This window comes from Mycobacterium sp. RTGN6 (assembly GCF_033804605.1).
GTDB lineage: Bacteria > Actinomycetota > Actinomycetes > Mycobacteriales > Mycobacteriaceae > Mycobacterium.
The window spans coordinates 1-18,360 of sequence record NZ_JAPZKZ010000008.1 but is presented as its reverse complement, the minus strand read 5'-3'; the positions used below and the strand labels follow the sequence as shown (position 1 = coordinate 18,360).

The window sequence follows — 18,360 nt, the reverse complement described above, 5'->3', positions numbered from 1 at the left end:
GAGGAGCCCGGATGTACGGACTGTCAGAGCAGGATCGGCGGATCCAGAATGCGGCCCGCGCGTTCGTCGATTCGGTGATCCCGCTCGAGGTCGAGGCCGAGCTCGCGGGTGGCATGTTGCCCAAGGAGGTGACGGCCGAACATCAAGCGCGGGCAATCGAATTGGGGCTGTACGCCACCAACATGCCGACCTCCGTCGGCGGCCCTGGATGCACCGCACTTCAGCAGGTGCTGGTCCAGGAACAGACCGGGCGGGCCACGAATGGCCTGGGTTGGGTGATGCACACTCCGCCGCAGTGGTGGGTCGACGTCGCCAGCGATTATCAGCGCGAGCGGTGGTTGCTACCCGCCGTGCGCGGGGAGAAGCATGAGGCCTACGCCATCACCGAGGAGTTCGCCGGATCCGACGTGTCCGCGTTGCAGGCGACGGCGCGCCGCGAGGGCGACGAGTACGTGGTCGACGGCGTGAAGTGGCACGTGACGTCCTACAACCTGGCCGAGTACCTGTTCGTCCAGGCGCGGCTGGTGGGCGGGGACTTCGACGGCGAGCACGTGCTGCTGGTGGTCGATCTGCCGTGGCCGGGCGTGGAAGTGGTACGCACGCCACACTATTCGCATCACATCCCCGATGAGCACCCCATCGTCGCGTTCAACGGGGTCCGGGTTCCGGTGGCGAACCTCGTCGGTGCGGAGGGCGAGGGGATGACCTTCACACAGGACTGGTTCCGGTTCGAGCGGCTGATGGTGGCCGCCCGTTGCGTCGGCGCTGCGCAGCGGCTGCTCGACGACGTGACCGCGTTTGCGAAGGACCGGGTGGTCGACGGCAAGCCGCTGGGTGAGCACCAGCTGGTCGCGGGCATGCTCGCCGACAGTGCGACGGAGTTGTTCGCCGCCCGCGCCATGCTCTACGAGGTGGCCCGGTCGATCGACGCGGGCGCCGATCGCAAGACGTTGCACGCGCAGGCGTCGATGGCCAAGCTGTATTGCTCGGAGATGGCGGGCCGGGCCGCCGACCGCGCCGTGCAGATCTTCGGCGGCCGGGGCTACATGCGGGAGAACGTCGCGGAACGGATGTACCGCGAGCTACGCGTGGAGCGAATCTGGGAGGGCGCGAGCGAAATTCAGCGGCTGATCATCGGTCGTCAGCTGCTGAACCGCGGCCCGGCGGCGGTGCTCGAAGGCGCTTAGCAGGGGTCGCCAGGAGGCGTGTAGTAGGGCACGCCTTCGACCGTGTAGCACGGTATCTCGCCGTAGACGTACGGGGTCGCGGCCGACGCGATGGCCACCCCCGTTGCCACGTCACCGGCGATGTTGGTGCAACCGCCGACACCGACGTGGCGTCCGCGGGCTCCCGCGCAGATGTCGGCCTGCGCCGCCGGTGCGACCACCAACGGCATAGCTGCCATCGCGGTCGCCGCAAAGAGCACTGCTGCCAGCTTCTTCATCGCATTCATCCCTCTGATAGCCCGACCTGCAGTAATTATCACGCGCGTCGATCATTGTGCTCGGGGTTTGACCGGATTGACGTCTGCCGGAACCCAAGCAGCCTCATGCCGTGGTAGATCACCAGGGCGGCGATCGAGCCAAGCGCGATGCCGGTGAACGTCAGATTCCCGGTCGTCCAGGTGAAGTCGGCGATGCCGAGGATCAGCGGGATGGCCGCCGTCATCTGGTTGATCGGCAGGCTGAAGTCCACGTGATTGGTCAGCCAGATGCGGATGCCGAGCACGCCGACGAGCCCGTACAAGACGATGGTGGCGCCGCCAAGCACCCCCGGCGGGATCGCGGAGATGACGGCCCCGATCTTCGGGCACATGGCCAACACGATCGCGACCGCCGCGGCGATCCAGTACGCCGCAGTCGAATAGATGCGCGTGGCGGCCATGACGCCGATGTTCTCGGCATAGGTGGTGGTGGCCGAACCACCGCCGAACCCGGCCAGCGTGGTGGCGACGCCGTCGGCCGCCAGCGCGCGACCCATCAGCGGGTCCATGTCCCTGCCCGTCATCTGGCCGACCGACTTCACGTGCCCGATGTTCTCGGCGACCAGCGCGATGACGGCCGGCAGGAACAGCGGCAGCACCGCCAGAGTGAAGGACGGAGTCTGGAACTCGGGCAGGCCGATCCACGGCGCGGCGGCGATCGCCGAGGTGTCAACGTCGCCGAGCGCCCACGCGAGCAGGTAGCCCAACACGACCGCGAGGAAGATCGCGAGCCGCCCGACGATGCCGCGGAAGAACGCGATCGTCGCGACCAGCAATACCAGCGTGACGAGGCCGACGAGGGGCCCCTTCTCGAAGTTCTGCTTCGCCGCGGGGGCGAGGTTGAAGCCGATGAGCGCGACGACGGCGCCCGTCACGACGGGCGGCAGCGTGGCGTTCAGCCAATCGGTCCCGACGAAGTGCACCACCGTGCCGATCACGATGAGCGTCAGGCCGACGGCGACGAGCCCGCCGAGCGCGCTGCCGGTCCCGTTGGTACCCACTGCCGCGAGCACGGGAGCGATCACCGAGAAGCTGGATCCGAGGTAGCTCGGCAGCCGGTTGCCGGTGATGATCAGGAACAGAATCGTGCCGATGCCGGAGAACAGCAGCGTGGTGGTGGGCGGGAAGCCGGTCAGCACCGGTACCAGGAAGGTCGCGCCGAACATGGCGACGACGTGTTGGGCGCCGAGTCCGATGGTGCGGGGCCAGCTCAGCCGTTCGTCCGGGGCGACGACCTCCGCGTCGGGTGGGACGGGCTTCCAGGTAAGCGGGATCACAAGGTCGAACTACACACCATCTCGCGTCGACGCGCGCGGCAATCGGAGCCGGCGCGTCCAGTACACCAGGACGCCCACCAGGACCACCGCCAGTCCGCTCAGCACCGACACCAGCGGCAGCGCGCACGCGACCACCACGCATCCGACCAAACCCAACGTCGGGATCACCTTGCCGCGCAAGGTGAATGCGGCGGCGTTGGCGATCGCGTAGTACACCAGCACGGCGAACGACGAGAAACCGATCGCGCCACGCAGGTCGACCGTCGCCGCGATGACGGCCACGACGAACCCGACGACCAGTTCGGCGCGGTGTGGGCTGCCGAACCGTGCGTGGACGACGGCGAGGCCGTGGGGCAGGTGGCGGTCGCGCGCCATCGCGAGCGTGGTGCGGGACACGCCGAGGATGAGCGCAAGCAGCGAGCCAACGGCGGCGACTACCGCTCCGACCCGAACGACGGGAGCGAGGCCGGGATGTCCGGCGGCGACCACGGCGTCGGCCAGCGGCGCCGTCGCGGAAGCCAGTGTGGCGCTGCCCAATACGGCCAACACCGCGGTCGCCACGACCGCGTACACGAGTAGCGCGATGCCGAGCGCGAGGATAATGGCGCGTGGAATCGTCCTGGCCGGGTCGCGCACCTCCTCGCCCAGCGTGGCGATGCGGGCGTACCCCGCGAACGCGAAGAACAGCAGCCCGGCCGCTTGCAGGATGCCGCCGACGCCGACCGCGTCGTGGAACGCCAACCGCGACGAGTCGAGTGCCTCCGACGACACCAGTGCCACGACGACCACGGCCAGCACGGCCAGCACGACGGCGACGATCACCCGCGTCAGCAGCGCCGAGCGCTGCACGCCGACGACGTTGAGCACGGTCAGGGCCACCACGACGACGACCGCGACCACCCGTGCGTAATCGGGCCACGCGTAATACCCGACCGTGAGCGCCATCGCCGCGCACGACGCCGTCTTGCCGACCACGAAACTCCACCCCGCGGTGTGGCCCCAGAACTCGCCAAGCCGTTCGCGCCCATACACATAGGTGCCGCCGGACTGCGGGTAGAGCGCGGCCAGCCGGGCCGATGACGTCGCATTGCAGTACGCCACCACGGCTGCGACCGCGAGCCCGGCGAGCAGCCAAGACCCTGCGGCTGCCGCAGCGGGTGCCAGGGCGACGAAGATGCCCGCGCCCACCATCGAACCCAGCCCGATCGTGACCGCGTCGACGGTGCCGAGGGTGCGCTTGAGTGGAACGTGCTCCGGCGTGGTCACGCGCCGGATGGTACCGAGGCCGGGTTTACGCGGGGTATTGCGACGTCAGTCGGGAGACCTCGGGTCTGGTGAACACGTCGTCGAGGGTCACCGTGCGCAGGTTGCGCTCGGCGATGACGTCGATCAGTTGGTGGTACACGGTGGTTACCGGCGGGTGGTTGAGGTGGCCGATGACGATGTTGCCTGCGGTGTAGTACTTCGTTGCGTTGGCGACGATGTCCCGCGGCGTGAGGATCGCGTCGTCCCCGATGTTGCCGTTCCAGAGCGTCGTGACGGTGTAGCCGAGGTCAGTGGCGACCTTGGTGACGAGGTCGTTGAAGGCCCCGTACGGCGGACGGAAGTACGGCGTGGCATCGACGCCGAAGGTGTCCTTGAGGAACTGGTCGTTGTGCCGCAGTTCGTCGGCGATGTCGGGCGGGGCGAGCTTGGTGAGGTCGGGATGCCGCCAGGTGTGATTGCCCAGTTGTAGTTGTCCGGACTCGACAAGGGGGAGCAGCAGGTCGCGGTTGTCGGTCCACGATGAGTACACGCCGTTGACGAACATGGTGAGCCGAATTCCGGTGTCGTGGGCGAGCTGCGCATAGGCCCGCACCACCGCGGTGTCGACGCCGTCGTCGAGCGTCAGCGCCATCAGGTCGCCGGGTCCGGGCAGCGCGCTCAGCGCCGCACCGCCGGGCAACGGCACTCGCGCAGACGGCGGCGGAGCCGGCCGCAGTGGCGGCCATTCGGGGGGCAGCGGCCCAGGTGGCGGCGCAGGCGCTTGCGCGGCCTGGCCGGTGGCCTCGGTGCCGCATTTGGCGAATGCAACGGCTGTCGCGGTGGCGACCAGCCCAAGCAGTACGTTGCGGCGCGACAACGCGGGCGCCGCGGTTCTGGTCCGCGTTCGCGCCATAGTCACACGCGTCACTTTTGTCACATCCGGCACGCGTGAAGGGTAGCTGGAAAACCGGTCTCAACCGGGGAAGCTGGCCTGACAGTCGGCTGAGGGTGTCGAACCCGTTGCCGGATCAGGCGCCGTCGGCGTGGGCGGGCGACTCCTCGCGCAACGACTCAAGGGCCGACGCGAGCAGGACTCCGACGAACGCGACGGCCCCGAGTACCACCATCGGGACGGTCCACAACCGGCGCAGCAAAAGGGCTGACTCGCAGCGGTCGACGAAGCCCGTGCCGTTCGTGGCCGCGGCGGCCTGGGAGACGTCGGTACCCAGCCCGGTGCCGCACTTGATCTGCCACCCCCACTGATCGAAGTCGTCGATGAAGACGGGGAACCGCAACGCGAACAATCCGACGATCACTAGGACCGCGCCACCGATGACCGCATACCAACTGCGACGACTCACCTCAGAACTCCTTATTCATGACACGAAGGAGTCGCTTCTCGACCCCCCGACCCATCCCGAACCCCTGCCCATATGTTAATGACCATTCTCGTTGGATTGACGGTTTCAGTGATAATTTCCAACCCAAGTCGGCTATCAAGTTGTCTGGCGGTCGCCTAGCGTGAGCGCCATGGCCGCCCGCCCCAGAGACCGCAAGGCGCAGATCGCGCGCGCGTCGGCCGAAGCATTCAGTGCGCTGGGCTATCACGGCGTCACGATGGAGGACATCGCGTCACGCGTCGGGGTTTCCGCGACGGCCCTTTACCGCCACTACTCGGGCAAGTACGAGTTGTTCCGCGGCGCCGTGCTCAGCCTCGGGCAGCAACTCGTCGACGCCACCGAACTGGCCGGCTCCGACGACGACCCGCGCGTCGACTTGGGTCTGCTGGTCGCCGCGCTTGCCGACACCGCACTGGCGACCCGCGAATCGGGTGGGCTCTACCGATGGCAGGGCCGCTTCCTCAGCGACGACGATGCGCGCGAACTGAACCGTCAGCTGCATGCCGTGCACCGCCGCGTCCAGCGTCCGCTCGCCGCGCTTCGCCCCGGGCTGTCGTCGCGGGAGCGCTGGACCCGCTCGACGGCCGTGCTGAGCGTGATCGGCAGCATCGTCGACCATCGCGCCCGACTGCCCGCTGCACGCATTAAGGCACTGCTGGCCGAGCTCTGCATGGTCATCGCGACGTCCGACCTCGTCGTCCCCGCCGACGACGCGCCACCGCGCGTGCCGCCGAAGCGGCGGACGCCGGAGTCGAAGTACGAAGCGTTGCTCGACGCGGCGATGCGGCTGTTCAACGAGAAGGGCTACCGCGACACCAGCGTCGAGGACATCGCGGCGACGGTGGGACTGCCCGCATCGGGGGTCTACCGGTACTTCGCCCGCAAGAGCGACCTGCTTGCGGCACCGTTTCGCCGGGCGACCGACTGGCTGTCCGCGGAGGTCGCGGCAGACACGTCGACGGCACGCGATCCCGAGGACGCCCTGACGACGGTGATCGACACCTACGTGAAACGGTCGTTCCAACACCCGGAGTTGGCCTACGTCTACTACACCGAACGACTGAACATGTCGGTGGCCGACCGCAACGTGTTGCGCAGGCAACAGCGGTCGATCGTCGAGGCGTGGGTCGAGCTGGTGACGGGCATGCGGCCTGAGTGGACCGCGGCCGAGGCGCGGTTCGCCGTGCACGCGGCGATGGCGCTGGTGATCGACATCGGTCGGCTGACCGACTACCGCGACACGGCGCAGACCCGTGCGATGGTCAGCGGCCTACTGGACCTGACGCTATTGGGGCGCTATCGATTGCGAATGGCGTTGCCGGCCAGGTAGGCGACGTAGCCGAAGGAGCCGAGCACGGCCAGCTTGCGCGTCTTCGGAACCAGCAGACCCACGCCGATCGCGGTCTCGATGCCGCCGTTGGTCTTGATGTGCCGGTCGGTGTCCTGCGGGAAGGCGGACTTCGTGATGCCCTCGAACAGCTGCGGGGCGACGAAGTGCGCCACCCCGGCGCCGGCGATCGACAACCCTGCGAGCAGGGGAAACCGCGAATTCTTCTTTCCGCCTTCTTGTGACACCTATTAATCCCTTCCGATCAGGCGATCTGATAGTCGCTCAGGGGAAACTCCGACGCTTCCCGGATGGCCGTCTCCGTGGACGATGGCCGCAACAGTGTCGGTTCACCCGAGGGGTTGAAGTAATACGACCGCGCGCTGGCGCAGTTGCCGATGATGAACAGCGAGTCGCCGAGCAGTTCGGTCATCCGGTCCAGGAACGCGGTGTTGGCCTCTTCGGTGACCTCGAACGTCGTCGCGCCCCGGCGCTTCACCTCCGTGAATAGCCGGTCCATGAGCCGCATCTGGTACTCCATGGTGTTGAAGAAGTTCAGCCCGAGGAACGCGTACGGGCTGGCCAGGCTCAGGTAGTTCGGGAAGTACGGCATCGACACGCCCTGATACGCCTGGAATCTGGTGTCGCGCCACCACTTTCCGAGATCGCGCCCGTCCCGGCCGATGACCTCGATGGCGGGGAAGTTGGCTTCCCACAGATCGAACCCAGTCGCCAGCACCAGCGTGTCGATGGCGTTCTTGGTGCCGTCCTTGCCGACGATGCCATCGGCCTCGACGTGATCGATGCCGACGTCCTGCAGGTGCACGTTCGGCTTGGTGAAGGCGCGGTAGTAGCCGTTGCTGAACGTCGGCCGCTTGCAACCGAAGTCGTAGTCAGGAGTCAGCCGACGCCGCAGCTCCTTGTCGCGGATCGAGGCGAACCGGTGGACCTTGGACAAGTCGGCCGCCGCGATGTTGAGCCGGTGGAACTTGCGGTGCTGCAGCACCGCGGTGTTGATCATCACTTCGTAGATCGAGTCGGTCAGCCAGCGAATAGCCCTCTGCGTCAACGGAACTCGGGCGAACAGTCGCTTGGCCCGCTCCCCGAACCGCAGGTCGATCTTGGGCACCACCCAGATCGGCGTGCGCTGGTACACGGTGAGGTCCGCGGCCCTCTTCGCCAGTTGGGGGATGAGCTGCACGGCCGTGGCACCGGTGCCGATGACGGCGATGCGATGGCCGGCTGCGTCGAAGTCGTCCTCCCACTCGGTGGTGTGGATGACCTTGCCCTCGAAGCTGGTGATGCCCGGGATCTCGGGCACCTTCGGCTGCGACAGGAAGCCGGTCGCGGTCAGCAGGTACCGCGCGCTCAGCGTCTCGCCGCCGGCAATGGCAACCCGCCAGACGCTGGCCTCCTCGTCCCAACGGGCACCCTCGACACTGGTGTTGAACCTGATGTGGCGCCGGACGTCGTACTTGTCGGCGACGTCGTCGGCGTACTGCTTGATCTCCGGCCCAGGAGTGAACAGCCGCGACCAGTTGGGGTTCGGCTCGAAGAAGTACGAGTAGGTGGTGGTGGGGACGTCGACGGCGAGCCCGGGGTAGTGGTTGACGTACCACGTGCCGCCGAGGTCGTCCTCGCGTTCCAGGATCACGAAGTCGTCGTAGCCCAGCCGTTTCAACTGGATGGCGGCGCCGATTCCGGCGAACCCCGCCCCCACGATGATGGCGTCGGTTAGCTCCGAAGTCATAGGTAGACGGTACCTCAGGTACCGGATAGGTAGGGCACCCCTATCCCTTCAGCGAGCCCGCGCGCTTGGGGTCAAGCGTCGCGATGCACGTGACCGTACGGTCGTCGCGCTCCCAGGTCTCCGGCGTCGGATAGAGCACGTAGATGCCGACGGAGTCGTCCGTCATCGCGTCCGGAGAGAACGAGGCGAGCTTGTCGGGGCACTGGTTCTGGTACTGGTCGATCTTCGCCTGTCCCGGGTAGTCGCCGTCGGGCATGGTGATCACTGCGTACACCTCGCCGCCGTGGGGCTGGGCGCAGTCGATCGTGGGCAGCGTCAACACCCGCGAGTCGGTGGGGATCTCGGTGATGCAGTCCCCGAGCTTCATCTCGGTGGCGATGGTGGTGTCGTCCAACTTGGATACGACGAGGAAGCCCACCCCGACGACGGCGGCGATGACGAGCACGCCGATCACGGCCAACGCGATGAACAAGCCCTTCTTCGACTTCTTGGGCGCCACGTACGGCGGCGGCGGGGCCTGGCCGTATGGGCCGGGGTCGTACGGCATGGGCGGCGGAGGTGGCGGCCCCGGCTGCGGGTAGGGCTGCTGATAGGCCGGCGGCGGCGGGTATTGATTCGGCGGCTGAGGCTGATACGGCTGCTGGGGCGGCCCGCCGTAGGGCTGGTTCGGGTCTCCTCCGGAAGGCCAGGTCACCCCCGGAAGATACAGGATTCGGGGTGTTCGGGCGGGGCGCTCAGGCGAGCAATCGCAGCGCCGCGTCGACCGCAAGGGCGGGCACGTCGAATGTCTTCGATCCGAGGTCGTGGCGGGCCCCGGTGATCTCCACGAATTCGGCGGGCGCGCCGACGAGCGCGATGGCCGCGCGCAGTTCGTCGGGGGTGCCGAACGGATCGGACGTGCCGTGGGTGAAGACCGTCGGCACGGTGATGGCCGGGAGGTGTTCGGTGCGGGCGCGTTCGGGCTTGCCCGGCGGATGCAGGGGATAGGAGAACAGCGTCAGCGCGTCGACTGCCAGCCCCTCGGCCACGGCCATCGACGTCATGCGGCCGCCGTAGGAATGGCCGCCCGCGACGACCGGTCCGACACCGAGGCCGCGCGCCAGCTCAACGGCTTCGACGATGCCTGCCTGGTCGGTCTTGGCCGAGCCCGACGGTGGACCCTTCGGGCGGCGGCGCCGGTACGGCAGGTCGTAGCGCACCGCGAGCCAGCCGCGGCGGGCCCATTCGTCGCACAGCTTGATGAGCATCGGGGAGTTCCGGTTGCCGCCCGCGCCATGGGTGAGCACGACAGCGCCCTTTGGCGTGCCGTCGGGTTCGTGCGCGACGCCCGCGATGGCGTCAAGATTCACGAGCGCTCAACCTGAACAACGCCGACACCGGGCCATGCCCGTGGCCCAACGGGTATGCGGCGCGCAGACATTCGGTGACCCACTGCTTGGCGAACGCCACCGCGTCGGGCACCGAGAAGCCGTGGGCCAACGCGCATGCCGTGGCGGCTGCCAGTGTGTCACCCGCGCCGTGATCGTGGCCGGTGTCGATGCGCTCGGCGTCGAACTCGTGGAACTCGTCACCGTCGAACAACACGTCGGGGCTGTGTGGCGACGAGCGCAGGTGACCGCCCTTGACCAGCGTCCACTTTGGCCCCAGTGCGTGCAGTGCCTTCGCGGCGTCGCGTTGCGAAGCTGCGTCGACGACGTCGATTCCCGTGATCAACCGCACCTCGTCCAGGTTCGGTGTGACGAGGGTGGCGAGCGGAAACAGTTCGGCGCGAAGGGCATTGAGCGCGGACGGATGCAACAGTGGATCGCCGTGCATCGAGGCGCACACCGGATCGACCACGAGCGGGGCCTCGATGTCGAGCGCGCGCCACGTCTCTGCGACGGCGGTGATGATCTCCGACGATGCAAGCATTCCGGTCTTGGCGGCCTGGATGCCGATGTCCTCGACGACGGCTTCGAGCTGCCCTGTGATGACGTCGAGCGGGATCTCGTGAAAACCCTTGACCCCCACCGAGTTCTGCACGGTCACTGCTGCGACGGTCACGCATCCGTGCACGCCGAGCAGCGCGAACGTGCGCAGGTCGGCCTGGATGCCTGCGCCGCCACCGGAATCTGAGCCGGCGATCGTCATGACCCGTAGCGGAGTCTCGCCCGGCGGGGTCAGCGGTAGGAAGTTCACGACGTCAACGGTAGATAGACACGGTTGCCGTGTTGGGCGAACTCCTCGGATTTGTTCTTCATGGCGTCCCGAATGTCCTGCGTGATGCGCATCGAGCAGAACTTCGGGCCGCACATCGAGCAGAAGTGCGCCGTCTTGGCGGGTTCGGCGGGCAGCGTCTCGTCGTGGTACTCGCGCGCGGTGTCGGGGTCCAGCGACAGCGCGAACTGGTCGTGCCAGCGGAACTCGAAGCGCGCCTTGGACAGTGCATCGTCACGGAGTTGCGCAAGCGGGTGACCCTTGGCCAGATCGCCTGCATGCGCGGCGATCTTGTAGGCGATCACCCCGACCTTGACATCGTCGCGGTTGGGCAGGCCGAGATGTTCCTTGGGCGTGACATAGCACAGCATCGCGGTCCCGGCCTGCGCGATCATGGCCGCGCCGATGGCCGACGTGATGTGGTCGTACGCCGGAGCGATGTCGGTGGTCAGCGGGCCGAGCGTGTAGAACGGTGCCTCCTCACACAGCTCTTCCTCGAGCCGGACGTTCTCGACGATCTTGTGCATGGGCACGTGGCCCGGTCCCTCGATCATCACTTGCACGCCATGGGCTTTCGCGATCTTGGTGAGCTCGCCCAGCGTGCGAAGCTCGGAGAACTGAGCCTCGTCGTTGGCGTCGGCGATCGACCCGGGCCGCAGCCCGTCGCCGAGCGAGAACGTCACGTCGTAGCGCGCGAGGAGCTTGCACAGCTCCGCGAAGTGGGTGTAGAGGAACGACTCGGTGTGGTGCGCCAGGCACCACGCCGCCATGATCGAGCCGCCGCGGCTGACGATGCCGGTGACTCGGTTGGCCGTCAGCGGGATGTAGCGCAGCAGCACCCCGGCATGGACGGTCATGTAGTCGACGCCCTGCTCGCACTGCTCGATCACGGTGTCGCGGTAGAGCTCCCAGGTCAACTGCGTCGGATCGCCGCCCACCTTCTCCAGCGCCTGATACATCGGCACCGTGCCGACCGGTACCGGAGAGTTACGCAGGATCCACTCCCGGGTGAGGTGAATGTCCTTGCCGGTGGACAGATCCATGATGGTGTCCGCGCCCCAACGGGTGGCCCACACCATCTTGTCGACCTCTTCGCCGATCGACGACGACACCGCCGAGTTGCCGATGTTGGCGTTGACCTTGACCCCGAACGCCTTGCCGATGATCATCGGCTCGCTCTCGGGATGGTTGTGGTTGGCCGGGATGACGGCGCGGCCGCGCGCCACCTCGTCGCGCACCAGTTCCTCGGGCACGCCCTCGCGCTCGGCGATGAACGCCATCTCGGCGGTGACCTCACCGTTGCGGGCCCGCTGGAGCTGGGTCCCACGGTCGCGCACCACGCGGGGGCGATGGGGTAGCCCGGCAGCGAGGTCGATCACCGCCGCGGCGTCGGTGTACGGCCCGGAGGTGTCGTACAGGTCGAGGTGATCGCCATCGGACAGGTTCACCCGGCGGAACGGCACGCGGGCGCCCCCGGCGAGTTCGCGGTAGACCTTCGTGCTGCCCGTGATCGGGCCGGTGGTCACTGAAGGATCGACAACAACATCACTCATTTTCAGCTCCCTACGCCGGCATTACCCGGTCAGGTTCATACGGTCGACAGCCCTAGCTGTCCTCTCAGCGCACTAGGTGTGCGCTCCCGTGTGTGGACTGGTTCAACGTACCGCAGCCGGTGTGACGGAATAGGAATTGCCCCAAGATGTTTTATATAGCTAACATATGTGTTTTGGACGCCTTGGGCCGTGCGCGGCCCTTCTTTGAGACATGCAAGCGATACGAAAAGCGAATTGATCATCGATGACGACTGAGCTCGACCCGACCAACAACATTGCACCGGCCGACGAGGCGTTGGCCGAGACCGCCCGTCGGCGCAGCCGAATGGACCACGACCACCCCCGGTACAAGTGGGTGGTGCTGTCCAACACCACGTTGGGCATCCTGCTGGCCTCGATCAACGCCTCGATCGTGCTCATCTCGCTACCCGCGATCTTCCGCGGTATCGGGCTCAACCCGCTGGCCCCCGGCAACGTCAGCTACCTGCTGTGGATGCTGATGGGCTACCTCGTGGTGACGGCCGTGCTCGTCGTGCCGTTCGGCCGGCTCGGCGACATGTTCGGTCGGGTCCGCATCTACAACCTCGGGTTCGTCGTGTTCACCCTTGCCGCCGTCGCGCTGTCGTTCGACCCGTTCAACCTCGACGGCGGCGCGCTGTGGCTGATCGGGTGGCGCGTCATCCAGGGCATCGGCGGCGCCATGCTGATGGCCTCGTCGTCGGCGATCCTCACCGATGCCTTCCCCGCCAATCAGCGGGGGATGGCGCTCGGGGTCAACATGGTGGCCGCCGTGGCCGGCTCGTTCCTCGGGCTGCTGATCGGTGGCTTCCTGTCGGAGTGGCACTGGAAGGCCGTCTTCTGGGTCGGCGTGCCGATCGGCATCATGGGCACCATCTGGAGCTACCGGTCGCTGAAGGAACTCGGCGTCCGCGCGGCCGGGCGTCTGGACTGGGCGGGCACGCTGTCCTTCGGACTCGGCCTGACGGTGCTGCTCGTCGGCATCACCTATGGCATCCAGCCCTACGGCGACTCCACCACCGGATGGACCAGCCCCTGGGTGCTTGGCTCGATCGCCGTCGGATTGCTGCTGCTGGTGGCGTTCTGCTACATCGAACTCCACATCGAGTCGCCGATGGTCGACATCCGGCTGTTCCGGTCCGCGTCCTTCGGCATGGGCAACCTCGCCGGACTCATGTCCTCGGTAGGGCGCGGCGGCCTGCAGTTCATGCTCATCATCTGGCTGCAGGGCATCTGGCTTCCCTTGCACGGCTACAGCTTCGAGTCCACGCCCTTGTGGGCCGGCATCTACCTGCTTCCGGTCACGTTCGGCTTCCTGGTGGCCGCCCCCATCGCGGGCACGCTCTCCGACCGCTTCGGTGCGCGACCGTTGACGGTCGGCGGCATGTTGCTGATGGCGGCGTCCTTCGTTGCGCTGCTTATGATTCCGGTGAACTTCGATTACTGGGTGTTCGCCATCCTGGTGTTCCTGAACGGGCTGGGCGGCGGCATCTTCACCGCGCCAAACACGGCGGCGATCATGTCGAGCGTGCCCGCGGCCCAGCGCGGCGCGGCCTCCGGTGTGCGCGCGACGTTCTTCAACGCGGGCTCGTCGCTGTCGATCGGCATCTTCTTCTCGCTGATGATCATCGGGCTGGCCAACACGCTGCCCTCGGCGATGAGCAGCGGCCTTCAGGCGCAAGGGGTCTCGGAATCGGTGGCGCACGACGTCGCGAACCTGCCTCCGGTCGGAAGCCTCTTCGCGGCATTCCTCGGCTACAACCCGATCGCCGAGCTGCTCGGCCCCTCGGGCGCACTCGACGCTCCCGGCGTCAACTCCGACGTGCTGACCGGCAAGACGTTCTTCCCGCAACTCATCACCGAACCGTTCCACTCCGGACTGAGCGTGGTGTTCATCGCCGCCGCGGTCATGATGTTGATCGGAGCGGTGGCGTCGCTGTTCAACCCCGGCAAGTACGCCACCGCGCCGGGCGCCGACAACGACGCCTGACCTCATCGCGATTGCGTGCAGGGCATCTATCCGACGAAAGTTAGTGCTTACCGTAGGTTTATGTCGTTCCTGTGATTTTGCTGGTTCGGGTGGACCAGATCAATATCAACTGGGAACATGCTGACATGGCCCCGGGGATTGTCAGCCGTCCCACCGAACAGCGTGCGGTTGCCGAATTTCTGAAGCTGAGCGCCGTTGAACCGGCCGCGTTGGTACTCGCCGGCGACGCCGGCATCGGCAAGACCACCGTCTGGATGGATGGGCTCGAGCGGGCCCGCGGTGCTGGCTTCCGGGTGCTCTCATCCAGGGTTTCGGCGGCCGAGTCCGTGCTCGCCTATGCGGGGCTGGCCGGACTTCTCGACACGGTCGAACCGCGCGCCTTCGCCGCGCTGCCGACGCCGCAGCGGCTCGCCATGGACCGAGTTCTGCTGAGAGTCGGCGCCGATGGCCCCATGACCGATCAGCGCGCCGTTGCGGCCGGCATGTTCTCCGTGCTCGCGAAGCTCGCAGAGACGTCCCCGGTGCTGGTGGCGATCGACGACGTGCAATGGCTCGACCCGCCCAGCATGCAGATCGTCTCATCGGTGGCACGGCGTCTGCGCGGGCCGATCGGAGTCCTGGCCGCGGTGCGCACCGGCCCGGACAGCGCGAACCTGGGGTCGTGGCTCGAACTACCACGGCCGGACCGCATGCAATGGATGTCGTTGCGGCCGTTGAGCGTCGGAGCGTTGCACGCGGTGGTGGCCGACCGGGTCGGGCGGTCGTTCTCGCGACCCAAGATGCTTCAGATCCATCACGTCTCGGGCGGAAACCCCTTTTACGCAGTGGAATTGGCAAGGGCCGCCGACGACGGGACGTGGGACGCCGGCGCGTCGCTGCCGGGCAGTCTGGCCGAGCTGGTCAAGATCCGGATCGGGAAGCTGACCCCCGGCGCGCGGGGTGCGCTGCTCGCCACCGCGAGTCTGGCGGACCCGACGGTCGAGCTGGTCGCGCGTGCCACCGACACGACCCCGGAAGCCGTCGTCGGGGCGCTGGAGGCGGCCGAGGCCAACGGCATCATCGGAATCGACGGGCACCGGCTGCGTTTCACCCACCCGCTGCTGGCCCGTGGCGTGTACAGCGAGAACGGTCCCGCCGCTCGCCGCCGAATGCACCGGCGCATCGCGGAGCTCCTCGACGAACCCGAGCTTCGCGCTCGACACCTCGCCCTGGCGTCTACGGGCGGGGATGAGGAGACGTTGCAGTCGTTGGATACGGCTGCACACATGGCGCGCGTGCGGGGCGCACCCGCAGCGGCCGCCGAACTGCTCGAGCTGGCCATCAGCCTCGATGGTGATACCTCGGAGCGCCGAATCCTCACCGCAGCAAATCATTTCGATGCGGGTGACTTGGTCGAGGCCCGCAGGCACCTGCAGCACGTCATCGACCGGCTGGGGCCGAGCGCGATGCGTGCGGAAGCGATGAAGCTGCTTGGCTTCGTCCGGATCAGCGACGACAGCTTCGTCGAAGCCGCCGGGCTCCTCGAGCGCGCGATCGAGGAGTGCGGCGACCCGGCCTCGCGGGTGCAGATGCTGGTGATGCTCTCCTATGCGCTCTTCAACACTGGTAGTACCGAGTTGGCGTTGGCCCATACCGAGGACGCCGCGGCGAGCGCCACCCGGTTGGAGCAATCAGCTCTGCTCAGCCAGGCGCTGGGCATGCGCACGACGTTTCGCTTCCTGGTCGGCGACGGCATCGACGAAGCGAGTTTGGCCCGCGTCCGCGAGTTGGACGATCAGTCCGAGGGTGTTCCCGTCCCCCTGCGGCCCCGGCTGCAGCACGCGCTGCTGCGCGCGTGGTCTGGCCACTACGCCGAGGGGGCCGCCGAACTCAGTGCCATCCAGAAGCGCTGCGCGGAGCGCGGCGAGGACAACGATCTGATCTTCCTGGGCTTTCACACCGCGCTGGTACACGTCTGGCAGGGCAAGTTCGGCGACGCCGAACAGGTCGCCGACGACCTGATGGAGCGGGCGCTGCAGTTGGGTGGTGACCTGCCGATGTTCGTCGCGTTGACGATCCGGGCGATGAACGGCGCTTACGCCGGTCGGGTCGACGAGGTCCGCCGAGACACCGCCGGTGCGCTCGCCGCCGCCGAGCGCTGCAGTTCGCAGCGGCTGGCCGAGTGGGCGGTCACCAGCCTCGGCTTTCTGGAAGCTTCGCTGGGGCACTACGAGCAGGCGCTGATAACGCTCGAGCCGATGTTGGCACTACTTGCGGCCACGCCCAAGATGACGGAGCTCATGTCGGCGTCCTTCGTTCCGGACGCCGTCGAGGCCATGGTCGCGGTCGGGCGCCTCCCCGACGCCGAGGGGTTGGTCGGCATCCTCGAGGACAACGGGCGCCGGCTGAACCGGGCCTGGATGTCGGCGGTCGGTGCGCGCGGCCGCGCGATGGTGCTGGCCGCCCGTGGCGAGCTCGCGGCCGCTGACGACGCCATCGCGCGGGCGATGGAGTATCACCGGCAACTCGACATGCCGTTTGAACGGGCCCGTACGGAGTTGCTACTGGGTCAGCTCGAACGCCGGAACCGACGCCGAGATGCCTCCGCGGCGACCCTGCGCGCCGTCCAGCGGGCCTTCGAGGACATGGGCACTCCGTTGTGGGCAGCGCGGGCCGTCACCGAGCTTGCGCGAGTGGATTCCGGCGTCCGTCGGGCCGTCGGGCTGACGGACGCCGAACAACGAATCGCGGAATTGGCCGCGTCGGGAGCAACCAATCGCGACATGGCGGCGGCTCTGTTCATCAGCCCAAAAACCGTGGAAGCCAACCTCACTCGCGTTTACCGCAAGCTCAACATCCATTCCCGTGCGGAGCTCGGCCGACTCATGGGTGGATTGAAGGACTAGGGAAACACCCGATTCACACGCGGCACCTCCCCATCTAGGGTGGCGCGATGACTCGGGCGCGGAACAAGTCGCACTTTCTGGTCGAGTGGTATCGGCCGGACGCGGCGAGCGGCGGATTCGACGAAAAGGTTAATCGGCTCGCCGAGTGCGCCGCCTCAGCTTCCGCTGGCGGCGCGCCTGTGCATTTGCTGGTCACTCTCGCGGTGCCGGGCGACGAAGTCGCGTTCGGGGTCTTCGACGCGCACTCCGCTGGAGCGGTTGCGGAGGTGTGCGGGCAAGCCGGCATCCCCCCGCAACGCCTGACCCCGGTGGTGAATGCCCGGTTCTTGTAGGGGGGTCATAGGGAAACACCCGATTCCCTGGGGAGTTGCCAGCACTAGCGTCAAATCTGCAGCATTCGAACAGCAAATCCGCAGGGGGGATTTCCACGTGCCCAGCGACCAGAAGCCCGGTGACCTCGAACCCAACGTGGACCGAGGGGCGGCGCAACGCTCGCTCTGGGAGCTCACCCGGGCCAGGGGTGGCGCCGTGTTGTTCGCGGGCGGCCTGACCATCTGCGCGCTGGCGCTCTATCAGCCGGCCGAGCCGGACGTACCGATGTTCCTGACCAACGCCACCACCGGCGACAGCAGTTCCGGCGGTGCCGACGGCGATAGCTCGTCGAGTTCGAGTGGCGCCAGCGGTGGTTCCAGTGGCGAGTCGTCGAGTGGGTCGAGCGGCACGTCGTCGAGTGGTGGTTCGTCTGGCGCGTCGTCGGGTTCGAGTGGCGAGTCGTCGAGTGGGTCGAGCGGCACGTCGTCGAGTGGTGGTTCGTCTGGCGCGTCGTCGGGTTCGAGTGGCGAGTCGTCGACTGGGTCGAGCGGCACGTCGTCGAGTGGTGGTTCGTCCGGCGCGTCGTCGGGTTCGAGTGGCGAGTCGTCGACTGGGTCGAGCGGCACGTCGTCGAGTGGTGGTTCGTCCGGCGCGTCGTCGGGTTCGAGTGGCGAGTCGTCAACGGGTTCGTCCGGCGCGTCGTCGGGTTCGAGTGGCGAGTCGTCAACGGGTTCGAGCGGCACGACGTCGGGCAGTAGCGGTCAGTCCAGCGGCACGACTTCCGGTGATCCGCGGCCGGATACCGATGGCGATGGGTTGTACGACGACGACGAGACCGACTACTACGGAACCGATCCGAATGTGGCCGACAGTGACGGTGACGGCGTCTCCGATGGCGAAGAGGTGTTCAACGGGACCGATCCC

Annotated in this window: 18 protein-coding genes, 1 pseudogene and 1 riboswitch; of the genes and pseudogenes, 7 read left to right on the top strand and 12 right to left on the bottom strand. The window is 67.3% G+C overall.

Annotated elements, in window-relative coordinates; translation table 11 throughout:
- The first annotated feature begins 11 nt into the window (after positions 1-11).
- Entirely contained in the window at positions 12-1,187 is a 1,176-nt protein-coding gene (locus tag SLQ33_RS19845) for an acyl-CoA dehydrogenase family protein (RefSeq protein WP_319455588.1), read from the top strand.
- Here SLQ33_RS19845 and SLQ33_RS19840 read toward each other — a convergent pair.
- The 5 genes from SLQ33_RS19840 to SLQ33_RS19820 all read right to left on the bottom strand — a co-directional run bounded on the left by SLQ33_RS19840 (position 1,184) and on the right by SLQ33_RS19820 (position 5,366).
- Positions 1,184-1,444, bottom strand: a complete 261-nt coding sequence (locus tag SLQ33_RS19840; protein ID WP_319455587.1) for a hypothetical protein — start codon at positions 1,442-1,444, stop codon at positions 1,184-1,186. The two genes, SLQ33_RS19845 and SLQ33_RS19840, sit on opposite strands and share 4 nt — an antisense overlap.
- Before the next feature lie 38 nt (positions 1,445-1,482).
- Complete coding sequence (locus SLQ33_RS19835) at positions 1,483-2,760, bottom strand: uracil-xanthine permease family protein (RefSeq protein ID WP_319455586.1); 1,278 nt, start codon at positions 2,758-2,760, stop codon at positions 1,483-1,485.
- A gap of 9 nt (positions 2,761-2,769) precedes the next feature.
- A complete protein-coding gene (locus SLQ33_RS19830; protein ID WP_319455585.1) occupies positions 2,770-4,026 on the bottom strand; it encodes an APC family permease in 1,257 nt (418 codons plus the stop codon).
- 25 nt (positions 4,027-4,051) lie between these two features.
- Entirely contained in the window at positions 4,052-4,933 is an 882-nt protein-coding gene (locus SLQ33_RS19825) for a polysaccharide deacetylase family protein (RefSeq protein ID WP_319455584.1), read from the bottom strand.
- 100 nt (positions 4,934-5,033) lie between these two features.
- Positions 5,034-5,366: a hypothetical protein gene (locus SLQ33_RS19820; RefSeq protein ID WP_319455583.1), complete on the bottom strand. Its 333-nt coding sequence runs from the start codon at positions 5,364-5,366 to the stop codon at positions 5,034-5,036.
- Between the two features lie 169 nt (positions 5,367-5,535).
- On the opposite strand from SLQ33_RS19820, the gene SLQ33_RS19815 reads away from it, so the two are divergent.
- Entirely contained in the window at positions 5,536-6,735 is a 1,200-nt protein-coding gene (locus SLQ33_RS19815; protein WP_319455582.1) for a TetR/AcrR family transcriptional regulator, read from the top strand.
- Here SLQ33_RS19815 and SLQ33_RS19810 read toward each other — a convergent pair.
- The 6 genes from SLQ33_RS19810 to thiC form a co-directional block, all read right to left on the bottom strand.
- Positions 6,702-6,980 carry a hypothetical protein gene (locus tag SLQ33_RS19810; protein WP_319455581.1) on the bottom strand — a complete coding sequence of 93 codons (279 nt, stop codon included), beginning with the start codon at positions 6,978-6,980 and terminating at the stop codon, positions 6,702-6,704. The genes SLQ33_RS19815 and SLQ33_RS19810 overlap by 34 nt on opposite strands.
- Positions 6,981-6,997: 17 nt before the next feature.
- Positions 6,998-8,482, bottom strand: a complete 1,485-nt coding sequence (locus tag SLQ33_RS19805; RefSeq protein WP_319455580.1) for an NAD(P)/FAD-dependent oxidoreductase — start codon at positions 8,480-8,482, stop codon at positions 6,998-7,000.
- 40 nt (positions 8,483-8,522) lie between these two features.
- Positions 8,523-9,176, bottom strand: a complete 654-nt coding sequence (locus tag SLQ33_RS19800; RefSeq protein WP_319455579.1) for a septum formation family protein — start codon at positions 9,174-9,176, stop codon at positions 8,523-8,525.
- A 40-nt stretch (positions 9,177-9,216) separates the two neighbouring features.
- Positions 9,217-9,831 (bottom strand): alpha/beta family hydrolase, encoded by a 615-nt coding sequence (locus SLQ33_RS19795; protein WP_319455578.1) that lies wholly within the window; start codon positions 9,829-9,831, stop codon positions 9,217-9,219.
- Positions 9,821-10,660 (bottom strand): bifunctional hydroxymethylpyrimidine kinase/phosphomethylpyrimidine kinase, encoded by an 840-nt coding sequence (thiD, locus tag SLQ33_RS19790; RefSeq protein WP_319455577.1) that lies wholly within the window; start codon positions 10,658-10,660, stop codon positions 9,821-9,823. The genes SLQ33_RS19795 and thiD overlap by 11 nt, the downstream gene beginning before the upstream one ends.
- The gene (thiC, locus tag SLQ33_RS19785) at positions 10,657-12,231 is read right to left on the bottom strand and encodes a phosphomethylpyrimidine synthase ThiC (RefSeq protein ID WP_319455576.1); all 1,575 of its coding nucleotides are present in this window, start codon (positions 12,229-12,231) and stop codon (positions 10,657-10,659) included. Before thiC ends, thiD begins: the two co-directional genes overlap by 4 nt.
- Positions 12,221-12,331, bottom strand: a riboswitch (TPP riboswitch). (Overlaps the previous gene by 11 nt.)
- Positions 12,332-12,475: 144 nt before the next feature.
- On the opposite strand from thiC, the gene SLQ33_RS19780 reads away from it, so the two are divergent.
- The 3 genes from SLQ33_RS19780 to SLQ33_RS19770 all read left to right on the top strand — a co-directional run bounded on the left by SLQ33_RS19780 (position 12,476) and on the right by SLQ33_RS19770 (position 17,456).
- Positions 12,476-14,239, top strand: a complete 1,764-nt coding sequence (locus SLQ33_RS19780; protein WP_319455575.1) for an MFS transporter — start codon at positions 12,476-12,478, stop codon at positions 14,237-14,239.
- A 125-nt stretch (positions 14,240-14,364) separates the two neighbouring features.
- Complete coding sequence (locus SLQ33_RS19775; RefSeq protein WP_319455574.1) at positions 14,365-17,124, top strand: helix-turn-helix transcriptional regulator; 2,760 nt, start codon at positions 14,365-14,367, stop codon at positions 17,122-17,124.
- 47 nt (positions 17,125-17,171) lie between these two features.
- Positions 17,172-17,456 (top strand): hypothetical protein, encoded by a 285-nt coding sequence (locus tag SLQ33_RS19770; protein ID WP_319455573.1) that lies wholly within the window; start codon positions 17,172-17,174, stop codon positions 17,454-17,456.
- A gap of 240 nt (positions 17,457-17,696) precedes the next feature.
- On the opposite strand, the gene SLQ33_RS19765 is transcribed toward SLQ33_RS19770, so the two are convergent.
- The gene (locus SLQ33_RS19765; RefSeq protein WP_319455929.1) at positions 17,697-18,179 is read right to left on the bottom strand and encodes a hypothetical protein; all 483 of its coding nucleotides are present in this window, start codon (positions 18,177-18,179) and stop codon (positions 17,697-17,699) included.
- A 61-nt stretch (positions 18,180-18,240) separates the two neighbouring features.
- Here SLQ33_RS19765 and SLQ33_RS33610 point away from each other — a divergent pair.
- A pseudogene (locus SLQ33_RS33610) lies at positions 18,241-18,297 on the top strand (hypothetical protein); the annotation flags it as partial.
- Positions 18,298-18,360, top strand: a 63-nt coding sequence (locus tag SLQ33_RS33605) for a hypothetical protein (RefSeq protein WP_319458277.1), incomplete at its 3' end; no start/stop codon positions are given. It abuts the pseudogene before it with no gap.

What these genes read in the sequence shown, in the direction of transcription:
- SLQ33_RS19840 (WP_319455587.1), bottom strand. Translation starts at nt 1,444, where the DNA reads ATGAAGAAGCTGGCAGCAGTGCTCTTTGCGGCGACCGCGATGGCAGCT.
- SLQ33_RS19775 (WP_319455574.1), top strand. Translation starts at nt 14,365, where the DNA reads ATGGCCCCGGGGATTGTCAGCCGTCCCACCGAACAGCGTGCGGTTGCC.
- SLQ33_RS19780 (WP_319455575.1), top strand. Translation starts at nt 12,476, where the DNA reads ATGACGACTGAGCTCGACCCGACCAACAACATTGCACCGGCCGACGAG.
- SLQ33_RS19770 (WP_319455573.1), top strand. Translation starts at nt 17,172, where the DNA reads ATGACTCGGGCGCGGAACAAGTCGCACTTTCTGGTCGAGTGGTATCGG.
- SLQ33_RS19805 (WP_319455580.1), bottom strand. Translation starts at nt 8,482, where the DNA reads ATGACTTCGGAGCTAACCGACGCCATCATCGTGGGGGCGGGGTTCGCC.
- thiC (WP_319455576.1), bottom strand. Translation starts at nt 12,231, where the DNA reads ATGAGTGATGTTGTTGTCGATCCTTCAGTGACCACCGGCCCGATCACG.
- SLQ33_RS19815 (WP_319455582.1), top strand. Translation starts at nt 5,536, where the DNA reads ATGGCCGCCCGCCCCAGAGACCGCAAGGCGCAGATCGCGCGCGCGTCG.
- SLQ33_RS19845 (WP_319455588.1), top strand. Translation starts at nt 12, where the DNA reads ATGTACGGACTGTCAGAGCAGGATCGGCGGATCCAGAATGCGGCCCGC.